This window comes from Allobosea sp. NPDC055594, assembly GCF_053618995.1.
In genome coordinates, this window is the sequence record NZ_JBSHIO010000006.1 from 148084 (window position 1) to 161761 (window position 13678).

The 13678-nt window shown below is 66.3% G+C and carries 13 protein-coding genes and 1 pseudogene; 9 read left to right on the plus strand and 5 right to left on the minus strand.

Translation table 11 applies throughout. The features are described from left to right. Nucleotides 1-26: 26 nt before the first annotated feature. The gene (locus ACWGRX_RS14240) at nt 27-2204 is read right to left on the minus strand and encodes a GumC family protein (RefSeq protein WP_452118067.1); all 2178 of its coding nucleotides are present in this window, start codon (nt 2202-2204) and stop codon (nt 27-29) included. Nucleotides 2205-2514: 310 nt separating this feature from the next. On the opposite strand from ACWGRX_RS14240, the gene ACWGRX_RS14245 reads away from it, so the two are divergent. The 6 genes from ACWGRX_RS14245 (at nt 2515) to ACWGRX_RS14270 (ending at nt 7498) form a co-directional block, all read left to right on the plus strand. Then, entirely contained in the window at nt 2515-3072 is a 558-nt protein-coding gene (locus ACWGRX_RS14245; RefSeq protein ID WP_291649882.1) for a polysaccharide biosynthesis/export family protein, read from the plus strand. A 22-nt stretch (nt 3073-3094) separates the two neighbouring features. After that, entirely contained in the window at nt 3095-4258 is a 1164-nt protein-coding gene (locus ACWGRX_RS14250; RefSeq protein ID WP_452118068.1) for a glycosyltransferase family 4 protein, read from the plus strand. A gap of 143 nt (nt 4259-4401) precedes the next feature. Further along, on the plus strand, nt 4402-4926 hold the full coding sequence (locus tag ACWGRX_RS14255; RefSeq protein WP_452118069.1) for an RNA polymerase sigma factor: 525 nt from the start codon (nt 4402-4404) through the stop codon (nt 4924-4926). Beyond that, the gene (locus ACWGRX_RS14260) at nt 4910-5671 is read left to right on the plus strand and encodes an anti-sigma factor (RefSeq protein ID WP_452118070.1); all 762 of its coding nucleotides are present in this window, start codon (nt 4910-4912) and stop codon (nt 5669-5671) included. Before ACWGRX_RS14255 ends, ACWGRX_RS14260 begins: the two co-directional genes overlap by 17 nt. 103 nt (nt 5672-5774) lie before the next feature. Further along, nucleotides 5775-7133 (plus strand): sulfite oxidase, encoded by a 1359-nt coding sequence (locus tag ACWGRX_RS14265; protein ID WP_452118071.1) that lies wholly within the window; start codon nt 5775-5777, stop codon nt 7131-7133. Between the two features lie 5 nt (nt 7134-7138). Continuing rightward, nucleotides 7139-7498, plus strand: coding sequence for a hypothetical protein (locus ACWGRX_RS14270; RefSeq protein WP_291649892.1), 360 nt, complete (start codon nt 7139-7141; stop codon nt 7496-7498). Nucleotides 7499-7507: 9 nt separating this feature from the next. Here ACWGRX_RS14270 and ACWGRX_RS14275 read toward each other — a convergent pair whose 3' ends face one another. Then, the gene (locus tag ACWGRX_RS14275) at nt 7508-7846 is read right to left on the minus strand and encodes an SMR family transporter (protein ID WP_452118072.1); all 339 of its coding nucleotides are present in this window, start codon (nt 7844-7846) and stop codon (nt 7508-7510) included. After that, nucleotides 7843-8208: a DMT family transporter gene (locus tag ACWGRX_RS14280; protein WP_452118073.1), complete on the minus strand. Its 366-nt coding sequence runs from the start codon at nt 8206-8208 to the stop codon at nt 7843-7845. The genes ACWGRX_RS14275 and ACWGRX_RS14280 overlap by 4 nt, the downstream gene beginning before the upstream one ends. Before the next feature lie 519 nt (nt 8209-8727). On the opposite strand from ACWGRX_RS14280, the gene ACWGRX_RS14285 reads away from it, so the two are divergent. Continuing rightward, complete coding sequence (locus ACWGRX_RS14285) at nt 8728-10272, plus strand: undecaprenyl-phosphate glucose phosphotransferase (RefSeq protein ID WP_452118074.1); 1545 nt, start codon at nt 8728-8730, stop codon at nt 10270-10272. Further along, a complete protein-coding gene (locus ACWGRX_RS14290; RefSeq protein ID WP_452118075.1) occupies nt 10269-11507 on the plus strand; it encodes an O-antigen ligase family protein in 1239 nt (412 codons plus the stop codon). Before ACWGRX_RS14285 ends, ACWGRX_RS14290 begins: the two co-directional genes overlap by 4 nt. 166 nt (nt 11508-11673) lie before the next feature. Here ACWGRX_RS14290 and ACWGRX_RS14295 read toward each other — a convergent pair whose 3' ends face one another. Beyond that, nucleotides 11674-12111, minus strand: coding sequence for an acetyltransferase (locus ACWGRX_RS14295; RefSeq protein ID WP_452118076.1), 438 nt, complete (start codon nt 12109-12111; stop codon nt 11674-11676). Nucleotides 12112-12270: 159 nt separating this feature from the next. Between ACWGRX_RS14295 and ACWGRX_RS14300 the strand changes: the two are divergent. After that, nucleotides 12271-12722: pseudogene (locus ACWGRX_RS14300) on the plus strand (IS5 family transposase); the annotation flags it as partial. A gap of 107 nt (nt 12723-12829) precedes the next feature. On the opposite strand, the gene ACWGRX_RS14305 reads toward ACWGRX_RS14300, so the two are convergent. Further along, nucleotides 12830-13642, minus strand: coding sequence for a class I SAM-dependent methyltransferase (locus ACWGRX_RS14305; protein ID WP_452118077.1), 813 nt, complete (start codon nt 13640-13642; stop codon nt 12830-12832). Nucleotides 13643-13678: the final 36 nt, after the last annotated feature.

Consider the following 13678-nt stretch of genomic DNA (forward strand, 5'->3'; position numbering starts at 1 on the left):
CTGTTGCTACGTACGCAGCGGCCTGGTCAGGCCATGGCCGGCTTGACCTCGGGGCTCTTCTCCCCGAAGCGACCTTCGCCTTCGACCATCACCAGGGCGATCGGCGCCTTGGTCAGATCGGAGAGGCGATAGGCGGCCTCGACCGCGTGGCCATTACCGACATGGCCGGCCATGACCAGAGCGGCCTGGGCCTGGGCGACGAGGGGGGCGAGCACGGCCGCCTCGTCGCTCGAAGCGGCGGCGACCAGCACCCAGTCATAGGTCTCGCAGAGCGCGGCGAGCGCGACCTCGACGATATCCGGCGCCGCCAGCACTGCGGCGCGGCCGGCATAGCCGGGTCCGATCTCGTGCAGCCGCGAATTCGGCTGGCGGGTGATGATGTCGGAGAACAGCGCCTCGCCGGCGAGCAACTCCGAGAAACCGGCCTGGTTGCGTGCCGCATCGCTGCCGAGATCGACCAGCACACAGCGGCAGCGCTCGGACAGCAGGCTCGCCAGCGCCCGGGCAGAGACGTCGCCGGGAGCCGCTCCGTCGAGCACGACCACGAGCGGCGCATAGCCGGGGCGCCCGTCATCGACACGCTCGGCGAGGTCGGCGAGGCTTCGGTCGGGATCCGACAGATCGAGCTGGAGCTGGCCGACGCGACCGCCATGGGTGAGCAGGCCGGCGACGCGCGCCTGGCGCGGGTCCACGGTCTTGTCGTCACCAGGATCGGCCTGCGGCTCGCGGGCGGCGGCGGCGCCGACCCAGCCCGGCGGCTTGCGCGGCGGCTGGCGACTGCCGCTCGAGCCCGGGCCCGATCCGTTGAGCAGCTCGCGCGAGATGATCGTCGCCAGCGCGATCAGGAAGGTCGCGAGCGTCGCGACGATCATGGTCGGAATCTTCTTCGGGAAGGAGGGCTGCGTCGGCTCGACGGCGCGCGAGATGATCCGGGCATCGGCCGGAGTCGCGTTGTCGGCGTCGCGGGCCAGAGCCTCGCGATATTTCAGCATGTATTGTTCGAGCTGTTCGCGCTGGGTGCGCGCCTCGCGCTCCAGCGCCCGCAGCTGGACCTCGCTGTCATTGGCGCCGGACACCGTCTTCTTCTGGCCTTCCAAAGCGGCGGTGAAGCTCTCGACGCGCTGGCCGGCGATCTTGGCCTCGTTCTCGAGCGTCCGCACCGTGCGCTCCGCCGCGGCGCGCAACTGCCCCTCGAGATCGGCGAGCTGGGCATTCAGCTCCTTGATGCGTGGATGCTCGGAGAGGAGATTGCGTGATTCAAGCGCGATCTGGGCGCGCAGGTTGACGCGCTGCTCGATCAGCCGGCGCACCAGTTCATTATTGGCGACGTCGGGAATCTCGAAGGTCCGGCCGCTTTTCATCGCATCGCGGACGATCGAGGCCTTGGCCTGCGCCTCGGCCTGCTGGGTGCGCGCACTGGAGAGCTGCGTCGAAAGATCGGCGAGTTGCTGGGCGGTGATGGTGGTGTTGTTGGTGCCGACGAGCAGGCCGTTGCGCGAGCGGAACTCCTCGACCTTGGCCTCCGATTCCGCCAGCTTCTTGCGCAGCGGCTCGATCGTGGTCGAGAGCCAGGACGAGGCGCTGCGGGCGGTATCCTGCTTGGCTGCGCCCTGCATCTCCAGATAGGTGCTGGCGATGATGTTGGCCGCCTTGGCGGCAAGCTCCGGGTCCTGCGAGGTGAACTCGATCGCGACGATGCGCGAACGGCCGACCGGGTAGACCAGAAGCCGGTCGTAATACTTCTCGAGCACGCGCTCTTCGGGCGAGCGATCGGCCGGGTGGGCCCCGAGGCCGAGCAGCACCCCGACCTTCTTCAGCGCCCCCAGGGCGCCGGCGCCCGAATCGAATTCGGAATTGCCGACAAGGCCGATGCGCTTGATCGCCTCGCGTGCGAGATCCCGCGACATGACGACCTGGACCTGGCTCTGAACGCCCTCGCTGTCGAACTGGGCGCCGTAATTGTCCGCAGTCGGCCCGGGGCGCGTGTAGAAGCTGTCCCCGTTCTCCAGCAGGATCCGGGCCTCGCCGGTATAGCGCGGGGGGATGATGTTGACGGCGATGAAGGAGAGCCCGAGCGCTGCCAGCGTCGGGCCGATGATCCACGCTTTCCTCGCCTTGATCGCGGCCCAGAGGGCGGCCAGGTCGAGCATGTCGCCGGAGCGGCCTTCACCGCCTGCCGGAGCAATGTCATCGCGAGTGGTCATGAGGCTTCCATTCACGCAAAACTCTCGCGTCCGAGAACAGGACGCAGCGTCAATGAGAACCGATTAAGGTTAGTGGTCGGTAAACGCCGCGCGGAACGGACGAACTCGGCAGCGCCACCTTTCCTGAAGCGACGCAGCGCGCCGACCGGGAGGCACGCCTCGCCTCGCGCACAGGCGCGCGCTCAGCAGAAGCCAGCGCCGCTCGCCCCTCGCAAGCCCGCCATGGTTAATCCGGTGCAAATTTTAACCTGCCCTTAAGCATGTCAGCCTAACCCTGAGCCCGGATTTTGGATGGGTTCAGCACGCGATGATGAGTAGACGCCCCGTCTGTCTTGCGCTGGTGGTCGCGCTTGCGGCGGCAAGTTGCGCACCTCGCATCGTGGCGACGGAATTCGCGATCGAGAATGCCGGCCCCTATCAGCTCGCCAGCGGCGACCGGCTGCGCATCATCGTCTTCGGTCAGGACAATCTCTCCAATGTCTATGCCGTCGACGGCAGCGGCCGCATCTCGATGCCGCTGATCGGCGCGATCGACGTCAATGGCCGCACCACCGCCCAGCTCGAGCGGGCGATCGAGGCGCGTCTGCGCGCCGGCTATCTGCGCGAGCCCAGGGTCTCGGTCGAGGTCGACGCCTATCGTCCCTTCTTCGTGCTCGGCGAAGTCACGAATTCCGGCCAGTTCCCCTTCGTGAACGGCATGACGGTGCAGACCGCCGTCGCCATTGCCGGCGGCTTCACGCCGCGCGGCCAGCGCAACTTCGCGGAAGTCACCCGGATGATGGACGGGCAGCTCGTCACCGGCACGGTGCCGATCACCTATGCGGTGCGCCCCGGCGATACCATCGTGATCAAGGAACGCTGGTTCTAGTCCCGGCGCGGAGCCCATCGTCATGCCTGCCGCGACCGACGCCGCCCCCCTGAAGATCCTGCATGTCTTCCGCGCCCCGCTCGGCGGTCTGTTCCGACATGTGCTCGACCTCGCGCGCGGCCAGGCCGAACGCGGCCACGAGGTCGGCATCTTCTGCGATTCGACGACCGGAGGAGCCCGTGCCGACGAGGTCTTCGCCGAACTCGGGCCCAGGCTCTCGCTCGGCGTGACGCGCGTGCCGATGTCGCGCTATCCGAGCCTGACCGATGCCAGGGCGCAGATTTCGGCGATCGGGAGTCGGCGGCGAGCCGCACCGCAGGTCGTGCATGCGCACGGCTCGAAGGGCGGCGTCTATGCGCGGCTGCCGGCACTGCTTTCGCCCGGCCGCCGCTATATGACGGCCTATACGCCGCATGGCGGCAGCTTCAACTACAAGCCGGGCAGCACGGAACACCGCATCTATATGGGCGTCGAGCGCCTGCTCGAACCGGCGACCGACATGTTCCTGTTCGAGAGCGCCTTCATCGCCGGGCGTTTCCAGGCCTGTACCGGCCACCTGCCGCGCACCGACCATCGCATCGTCCTCAACGGTATCTCGGAGGCCGAATTTGCTCCGATCGATCACGCTTCGGCGACATTCGATCTCGTTTATCTCGGAGAGCTGCGCTCGGCCAAGGGCGTCGACACGCTGATCCAGTCGCTGGCGCTCCTGAAGACAAGCGGCGGGCTGAGCCCACGCGTCCTGATCGTCGGCTCCGGGCCGGACGAAGCCCTGCTCAAGCAGATGACGGTCGATAACGGCGTCGCCGAGCAATGCGTCTTCGAGCCGCCGGGACCGATCCGCGCCGCACTGGCCAAGGCCAGGGTCATGGCGATTCCCTCACGCGCCGAATCGCTGCCCTATGTGATTCTCGAGGCGGCGGCCGCGGCACAGCCGCTGATCGCGACCGATGTCGGCGGCATCAAGGAAATCTACGGCCCGCGGCATGCGCCGCGGCTGATCCCGCCCAATGATCCGACGATCCTCGCCGACACGATCAGCAGGACGCTGGCCATGCCGGAGGCGGCACGCCGCGCCGAAGCCACCGATCTCGCGAACTATGTACGCGCGAATTTCTGCCTCGACACCATGATCGACGGTGTGCTCGACGCCTATCGCAGCACCCTCGCCAGGCGCTTCGGCTGAGCGTCGGCGGCCTTTCCGCGCAGGCGTCGAAAAGCGGTTCGACTTTCGCCAGTCCTGCGATATAGGCTGACTTCTCCCTCACTGCGGCGCGCTGGCGATGGCCTGCTTTCCGCCGCACGAGAACTGGTTCGGATGGCGCGATCATGTGGCGCGACGGACGCAAGTCGGCGCGCAATGCGCGGCTCGAACGCGAATGGGCTCGGCTCTTCCGCTATGCCTGCGCTCTGACGCGGGATCGCGAACGGGCCGGCGACGCCGCCCAGGAGGCGGCGCTGCGTGTCCTCAGCGCGAAGAGCGAGCCCGCAGACGACGTCGCCTATCGGCGCTGGCTCTACTGCATCCTGCGCAACCTGCTGGTCGACCAGAGCCGGCGGCAAGCGCGCGAAGCAGGCAGCGAAGCGCCTGAACCGATCGACTGGCGTGTCGCCGAACGCGCGCTCAACGCCATCACGGTGCGGCAGGCGCTGGAGCAATTGCCGCTCGCGATGAAAGAGGTGGTAGTCTTGGTGGATCTCGATGGCTTCAGCTACGCGGAAGCGGCGGCGATCATCGGCGTGCCGACCGGCACGGTGATGAGTCGGCTGGCTCGTGCCCGGGCCACCATGCTCGCCATCATCGGCGAGACCAATATCCGTATGCTGCCCCAGCGCCATGTCGCGGCGCGCTGAGATGCCCGGCCCGGCCGATTGGGAGCGGCTCAACGCCTTCGCCGATGGCGAACTGGCGGTCGCCGATCAGCGCGAGGTCGCGGCCCTGCTCGGCGCCTCGCCTCCGGCGGCGCAGGCCCTGCGCGGCATCATCGGGCTGAAGGAGCAATTGCGGGCGCTGCCGACGGACGATGCGCCGCCCTTCCCCCGAGCCAAGGCGCCGCCGCAGCGACGCCAGCGCAACCTCGCCGCCGCAGTGGCTCTGGCGCTCGTCGCCAGCGCGGCCCTCTTCGCCCTCCGACCGACCGGCAACCCGCAGGAGGACCGCTTCCTGGCCGCGTCGCTCGCCGCCCATGAGCGCCACGCCGACATCGTCCCGGTCGAGGGCGTGATGCAGGTTTTCTCCGACCCGATCGCGAGCGAGCTGGCACGGCTCGGCCTAAGGCCGGCCTGGCGCAGCGCGGTCGCCGCAGGTGAGGAGCATGCCGGCTTCACCGGCGCGCGCGGCTGCCGCCTGAGCCTGCACGTCACGACGCAGCTTCAGCCCGAGCGCCCGCCCGGCGGCAGCGAGACGCCGCATGCGCTCGCCCGCTGGAACGCCGACGGCAAGAGCTATCTCCTGATCGCGACGGGCATGCCGGCGGCGCGCTTCGCCATCATGGCCGGCTTCCTGAGGGACCTGACGGTGCGTCCCGGTCCCGGAATCGAGCCGCTGCGCACCGCGCTGCGCCAGGACTGGAGCGCAGCGCCGTCCTGCCTCGCCTGAGGCTGCTTCACAAAAAGACGGCGCAGCATGGAATGATTCCAGCCGCTCGAACGTCTCATCCTCCAGTGGCGCCTTTTGGTGATGCGCCTGAAGGAGGAAACTGATGGCGAAGGCTGAACGCTCCCTGGCCGAACTTTATCGCGACGATCCCGAGCGGGCCGATGCGCAGGCCTTCGGCCGGCGTACCGACGCCTCGCGCCGCGGCTTCCTGGGCGGTGCCGGCCTGGCGGCCATGGGCGCGGCCGTCGGCGGCGCGATCCCGTTCTCGGCCAATATGCCGGCCGGCCTGATCCCGGCCGCGATGGCGCAGGGCACCGCGGCTCCGGCCGGCGCACCGCCGTCCGCAGCACCAAAGGGCCCGCAGCTCCTCGACTTCCCGGGCAAGGCCAAGGGCCTCGTCGTGCTCGGCGACCGTCCGCTCGTCGCCGAAACGCCCGAGCACCTGCTCGACGACGACACCACGCCGACCGAGAAGTTCTACATCCGCAACAACGGCCAGACGCCGGAAGGTTTCACCGAAGGCGATGCCTGGGAGTTCAGCATCGACGGCGAGGTCAACACCCCGCTCAAGATGAAGCTCGGTGAGCTCAAGCAGAAATTCGCCGCCAAGACCTACCGCATGGTGCTGGAATGCGGCGGCAATGGCCGCTCCTTCTTCCAGCCGACCGCCCGCGGCAACCAGTGGACCAATGGCGGCGCCGGCTGCGCCGAATGGACCGGTGCCTCGCTCGCCGAGGTCTTGAAGAGTGCCGGGCTGAAGTCGAGCGCGGTCCACACCGGCAATTATGGCGCCGACCAGCACCTTTCGGGCGATCCGAGCAAGGACGTGCTCTCGCGCGGCGTGCCGATCGAGGCGGCGCTGGAGCAGCATGCGCTGCTGGTTTGGGCGATGAACGGCCAGCCGCTCAGCAACATCCATGGCGGGCCGCTGCGGGTCATCGTTCCCGGCTTCCCGGCCTCGGTCTCGCATAAATGGCTGAAGCGGATCGCGATCCGCGACAAGGTCCATGACGGCCAGGGTATGGGCGGAACCTCCTATTCGGTCGCGATCAAGCCGATGATCCCCGGCGGCAAGACCGACGAATCCAACATGCGCACCATGACCTCGATGCCGGTGCGCGGCATCATCACCAACCCGGCCAACGGCACGCGCCTTCCGGCCGGTACCCGCAAGCTCGCTTTGCGCGGCGCCGCCTGGGACGGGCATGACGGCGTCTCCCGCGTCGATGTCTCAATCGATTTCGGCGCGACCTGGCAGCAGGCCAAGGCTGCCGAGCCGCGCAACCGCTTCGACTGGCGCCGCTGGACGACCGAGGTCGAGCTGCCCTCCGACGGCTATTACGAGCTCTGGGTCAGGGCGACCGACGGCAAGGGCCGCGCCCAACCGCACATCGCCGGTGGCTGGAACCCGCAGGGCTACGGCGCGAACCCGATGCACCGGGTCGCGGTGCTGGTCGGATGAGCCTGATGAATGCGTATTTGCGCCGCGCCGGGCTCACGCTCGGCGCGGTCATGCTGCTCGGCGCCTCGCTGGCGCTGGCGCAGGCGCCCGCTCCCGCCGAGGAGACGCCCGAAATGTTCCCGGACGCGCCGCATCGCGAGGAAGCGTTCTACGCCTGCGTCGCCTGCCATAATTTCAAGCTGGTCGCGGCCCAGGGCATGACCCGCGACAAATGGAACGAGACGCTCGCCTGGATGGTCAGCAAGCATAATATGCAGCCCCTGGCGGACGAGGACCGCAAGAAGGTGCTCGACTATCTCGAGGCAAGCTTCCCTCCCAAGGCCCCCGCCCAGCGGGGCGGCTGGACGAACCCGTTCCTGCAGTGAGGGGCGCGATCAGGCCAGCTTGAGCGCCGCCACCCCAGCGACCACCAGCGCGATGCCGAGCCAGCCGGCCGGGCGGATAGCCTGGCCGAAGGCGAGCGCACCGACCACGGCCGTCACCACCAGACCTACGCCGCCCCAGGCGGCGTAGGCGACAGAGAGATCCATACCGCGTATCGCCTGGGCCAGCGCCCCGAAGGCGCCGATGACCAGGATGACGCCAAGACCGCCGATCAGGCGGCGCTTCAGCCCATCCGAGAGCTTGAGCAGGGCCGTGCCAAGAACCTCGAGCACGACTGCGAGCAGGAGCCAGAGCACGGCCAGCCCCTGCGGCGAAAAGAGGGCACTCATGCGAGCCTCCTCTTTTCCTCCTCTTCATGGCCGGCACCTTCATGGCCGACCCCGCGCTCGAGCAGCACGATGCCGCCGACGATCATGGCGAGCGCCGCAAGGCGCCCCGGCGTCAGATGCTCGGCGAACATGACATGGCCGATCACGGCGATGCCGACGATGCCGAGGCCTTCCCAGACCGCATAGGCGACCGCCATCGGGATGACGCGCAGCGCCAGGCTGAGGAGGGCGAAGGAAAGGCCGATCAGCACAAGCGGCAGAAAGGCCAGGAAGAGTGGCGCTGAAACGAAGACCTTCAGCGCCGACGTAGCGAAAATCTCGACGGCGACCGCCGCGAGCAGAACAATCCAGTGAAAAGACACAGGTCACACAATTGGCGCGGGCCCAGGGCGCCGGCGACGCGGGTGCGACGTCGACGGGGTGCGCATCGTTGGCGTTTTAAAGACGAAACAAGAGAGCATAAGGAACTCTTCGGTTCTCACCGAAGGTCAGCACAGCATCACGCCCATTTCCCGTTAGACCGGGGGCGGAAGCCAGGAAATATGTGCTTCTCAGTCGCTCATCGCAACTCTGAATGCCTGAAATTGTGCTTTCTGTCAACGCTGGCGCGACTTCCAGCGATCTCATACGTGTTTTCACAGCTGTTCGGATACCATCGAAACACGGGCTATCACCCTGAAGGCCCAAGCGAAAATCCCACTGCGCCGGAGCGTGTGCCGAACCTCGTGGCGGCAGGCCTCGCAGGTGCCGAAAACGCTCCCGCCTCCACTCAAATCGCTTCAGCTTTCGCAGCGGCGGGTTAAACCTTCCGAGAGCAATTTGCGCTAGTCGAATGCCGATGCCCGAGCCTTTGGCGCGAGCAGGCGGAGAGGATGGACGAGATGGGCGCTTTCGACGTTCGCGACCTGATCAAGGCGGATTCGGCCGGCCCTGCGCAGGACGGCTCGCCCGCTTCCGGCTCGACCCGCGCCTTCCACCCGCTGGCCGAGCGGATCGCCGCCATGCCGGTCAAACGCACGCTGTCGCCGGTGCTGATCGAGGGGCTCGTCCGGCTCGCCGACCTGCTCGTCGTCGCCGGCACCGGGGGCCTGATCTTCTGGCTCTATGCCGCCGGCCGCGTCGACAGCGCCCTGCCCTACCAGCTCAGCATCCCGCTGATGGCCATCGGCACTCTCGCCGTCTTCCAGGCGCTGCATCTCTATCATGTCGGCGCGCTGCGCAATTTCGTCAGCATGGCGGTGCGGGTGATCGCCGGCTGGACCATGTTGTTCCTGCTGGCGCTGGCTGTGTTCTTCTTCCTCAAGATCGGCGACCAGGTCTCGCGCGTCTGGCTGGCCGGCTTCTATGCCGGCGGCCTGGCGCTGCTGCTGGCCGAGCGGCTGGCGGCCTCGCTGACCGTGCTGCGCCTGACCCGTCTCGGCCGGCTGGAGCGGCGTACCGCAATCGTCGGAGGCGGCCCGGCCGGCGAGGAACTGATCAAGGCGCTCGAAGCCCAGCGCGATACAGGCCTGCGAGTCTGCGGCGTCTTCGACGACCGCAATGACGATCGCTCGCCCGATCTCGTCGCCGGCTATCCCAAGCTCGGCACCATCGACGACCTCGTCGAATTCGCCCGCCGCACCAAGCTCGATCTCGTGATCTTCACCCTGCCGATCTCGGCGGAGGCGCGGCTGTTGACCATGCTGCGCAAGCTCTGGGTCCTGCCGATCGACATCCGGCTCTCGGCCCATATGTCGAAGCTGCGCTTCCGGCCACGCTCCTACTCCTATATCGGCGCCGTCCCGGTGCTCGACGTCTTCGACCGGCCGATCGCCGACTGGGACATCGTCGTCAAATGGCTGTTCGACAAGGTCGTCGGCATGCTCGCCCTGATCCTGCTCTCGCCGCTGATGCTGGCGACGGCGATCGCGGTCAAGCTCGACTCCAAGGGCCCGATCCTGTTCCGCCAAAAGCGCTACGGCTTCAACAACGAGCTGATCGAAGTGCTGAAATTCCGCTCGCTCTATCACGAGATGAGCGATTTCGCCGCCGCCAAGCAGGTCACCAAGGATGACCCGCGCGTCACCCGTGTCGGCCGCTTCATCCGCAAGACCTCGATCGACGAGCTGCCCCAGCTCTTCAACGTCGTGTTCAAGGGCAACCTCTCGCTGGTCGGCCCGCGCCCGCACGCCATCCATGCCACCGCCTCGAACCGCGCCTATGAGCAGGTGGTCGACGGCTATTTCGCCCGCCACAAGGTCAAGCCGGGGATCACCGGCTGGGCGCAGATCAATGGCTGGCGCGGCGAGACCGACACCGAGGACAAGATCCAGCGCCGCGTCGAGCACGACCTGTACTATATCGAGAACTGGTCGGTGCTGCTCGATCTCTACATCCTGATCAAGACGCCGCTCTCGCTGCTGACCAAGAACGAGAACGCCTATTGAGCGCGCTGGCGGAAAGCGGCGAGGCCGGAGGCCGCGGCCGAGGCGGGCTGCAGATTTCCTATGCCGCGATCAAGCGCAGCACGCTCTGGCTGCTGACCGCCTCGAGTGGCTTTGCCCTGATCGAGCCCTCGCCCTACGAATTCGTCTTCCTGATCACGCTGTTCGTCTTCGCGCTGACCGGCATCCGCTTCTCGCAGAAGCTGCTGCCGCTGGCGTTGCTGCTGCTGCTCTACAATCTCGGCGGCGTCTTCTCGCTGCTGCCTTGGATGGACGAGGCTCCCTCCGTCCGCTTCACCGCCGTTTCGGTCTATCTGATGCTGACGGCGATCTTCTTCGCCGCAATCATGGCCGACGACCCGCTCGGGCGCCTCGACACGCTGCGCAAGGGCTATCTCTTCTCGGCCTGGTGCGCGGGCTTTGCCGGTCTGCTCGGCTATTTCGACATCGCCGGACTCGGCAGCGTGCTCGCGCTCTACGGCCGCGCCTCGGGCACCTTCAAGGACCCGAACGTGCTCGGTCCCTTCCTGGTGCTGCCGATCGTCTACACGCTGCACGCCGTACTCACCGGGCGGATCGGCCTGATCAAGGGCTTCCTGCTGATGAGCGTGCCGCTGCTCGCGCTCTTCCTCAGCTTTTCGCGCGGCGCCTGGGCCAACCTCGTCGCCGCGACGATGATGATGACGGCGCTGGCCTTCCTGACCTCGCCGAGCAGCACGCAACGCACGCGCATCGTCTTCCTGACCCTGGTCTCGCTGGTGCTCATCATCGTCGCGATGCTGATCGCGTTGTCCTTCGAGAACATCCGCAGCGTCTTCGAGATCCGCGCCAGCCTCGACCAGGACTACGACCAGGGCGTCACCGGCCGCTTCGGCAACCAGCTGCGCTCGATCCCGCTATTGCTCGATCTGCCCAACGGCTTCGGCCCGCTGCGCTTCCGCTGGTATTTCCCGGAAGACCCGCACAATGTCTACATCAACGCCTTCGCCTCCTATGGCTGGCTCGGCGGCGTGTCGTTCCTGGCGCTGATGGCCGTGACCTGCCTCGCCGGCTGGCGTGTCGCCCTGCGTCGCTCGCCCTGGCAGGGCCATGCGATCGTGCTCTGGTCGGTGCTGTTCGTCACGATCCTGCAGGGCCTGCAGATCGACACCGATCACTGGCGCCATTTTTACCTGATGCTCGGCCTGGTCTGGGGCCTGGCGGTGCTCAGCCCGGCGATGCCGCCACGCGGCGACTAGATTGTCGCACGTCCATACGGACGCGATCACGGTGATCTATCTCAGTATTATCGCATCGGAGTTTTCGGAAAAGTGGAGTCGACTTTTCGGTCCGATGCTACAAGCCTTGAACCCATTAATTTCAGCGCAATGAAGCTGCCGAGTTTGATGCCCGGAGGTCGGCCAATCAGCTCGAATATTCCAAGTGGATGAGTGGGTATGGCCTGCCCTGTCCGTCGATCGGCGAACGGCCCGTCTGCCTAAATCCCATTCGTTCATAAAAGCGAACAGCTTGTTCGTTCTGCTCGTTGACATCGGTTGTCATTTTTGGATGAAGCGTGAGGCCATGCTGCACAAGGGCGGAACCAATACCGGTTCCGCGCCGGGCGGGATCGACGAATAGCGCCTCCATGTGCCCGTCGTCGATCAGCATGAAGGCCAGCGGGTAGTCATTTTCATCAACTGCTACCCAGAGCGGAGCGTGCGGAAGGAACCCGCACACCATTTCATCAATGGCGAGGCGATCTTCAGGCGTTAGAAAGTGATGAGTAGCGTCAACTGCGCCTCGCCAAATTTCAATGATGCGGGCGCCCTCGTCGGGGCGGGAAGGTCGGATCATAATCATAGTCTCCGGATACAATGCCTTGACCAAGCGAGTAGAGCGAGTTGCTGAATAGACCTACATTTCGCCGCCAATTCTGATTCGGGCTCGGCATGAGCCGTTATGACTTGACCGACTTCAAGTGGCGCGTGATTGAGCCGCTGCTCCCAAACAGGCCGCGACAGCAAAAAGGGGGATCGAGATCACTGTCTCGGTCGCTCCCGAGGTGGACTCACGACCAAAATCCACGCGGTCGTTGACGGGCAAGGCCTCCCGATCCGACTGAGGCTACCCGCCGGGCAAAGCCATGATGGCCAAGCCGCTGGCCATCTGCTGGACCGTGTTGATGTCGGAACAATCGTGCTCGCGGACAAGGCGTACGATGCTGATCGCATCCGGGCATCTCTCCGCGGGAAAGGCGCGTTCGCCAATATCCCGCCCAAGGCCAACCGGCGGTCGAAACTGTACTTCAGCCCATGGCTGCATCGCGAGCGCTATCTGATCGGCGCTTCTTCTCCAAGCTGAAGCGCTTCCGCAGGGTCGCAACCCGCTACGACAAGCTGGCCGGGAACTTCCTCGCCATGGTTCGGTTGGCCTCAATGCGCCTATGGCTACGAGTTTATGAGTCTACGGCCGCGATCGCCGAGCGTCCGATCGGATGCGAGATGGCGAACCATCTTTTCGTCGGAGCATCAGATTGCTCCGAAAGCCGGATTCCGCTTCTCGATCCGGTATCCTGACCTCAGCGCTCCTTGCGGACGACCACATAGGCATAGGTCGTCACGAACTCCCAGCCGGTCCTGGCCGCGAGCCGGTTGAAGAGGTCGTCGACCTGGCGCAGCCCCGGCATCCGCTCGAAATAGCCATGGCCCCAGAAGGGCTGGACATGGATATCGCTGAAGCCGGCGCGGTTCAGCATCGGCGCCAATCTGGAACGGCTGCCGCGGCACCAATCGTAGAAGGCCGGGAATTTCGGGTCGCCGCCGCCATCGCGCCTGGCCGGGAAAAGCGCGTGCACGATGGCGCGCGAGGCCTTCTCGGGCAAGACATGGTTGAGCGCGAAGACCGGCGCCCAGAGCGTCGGCACGAAGGCGAGGCCAATGCCGCCGGGCGCCAGCAGGGCGTGGATGTTGCGCCAGGCGCGCTCGACGTCGTCGACATGCTCGAAGACCATGCGCGAGACCATCATGTCATAGCCGCCGCGTGCGATGTCCGGCTCCGAAAGATCGCCGGCGATGTCGAAGCGGGCGGTTCGCAGGCCTTTCGGCGCCAGGGCGAGCTCGCCGGCATCGATGTCGTTGACCACCAGATCGAGGCCATAGCGCTGGGCTTCCTGCGGCGAGAACAGCGGATCACGCCCCCCACCGATCTCGCAGAGTCGCGTCAGGCCGAACTGGTGCGCCAGCGCCAGGATCGTCGCTTCATAGTGGTCCCAGGCCCAGCGCGAATGCCAGTCGGGAGCAAGCCCTGTGAAGAAGCTCTCGAGCGAGCCCCCGCCGGCCCCGGCCGCGGCACGCGCCGGATGCAGTCCGCGATCAGCCAGTGCCATCGACATGACGATGTCCTCGCATGTTCGGTTTCAAGGACCGAA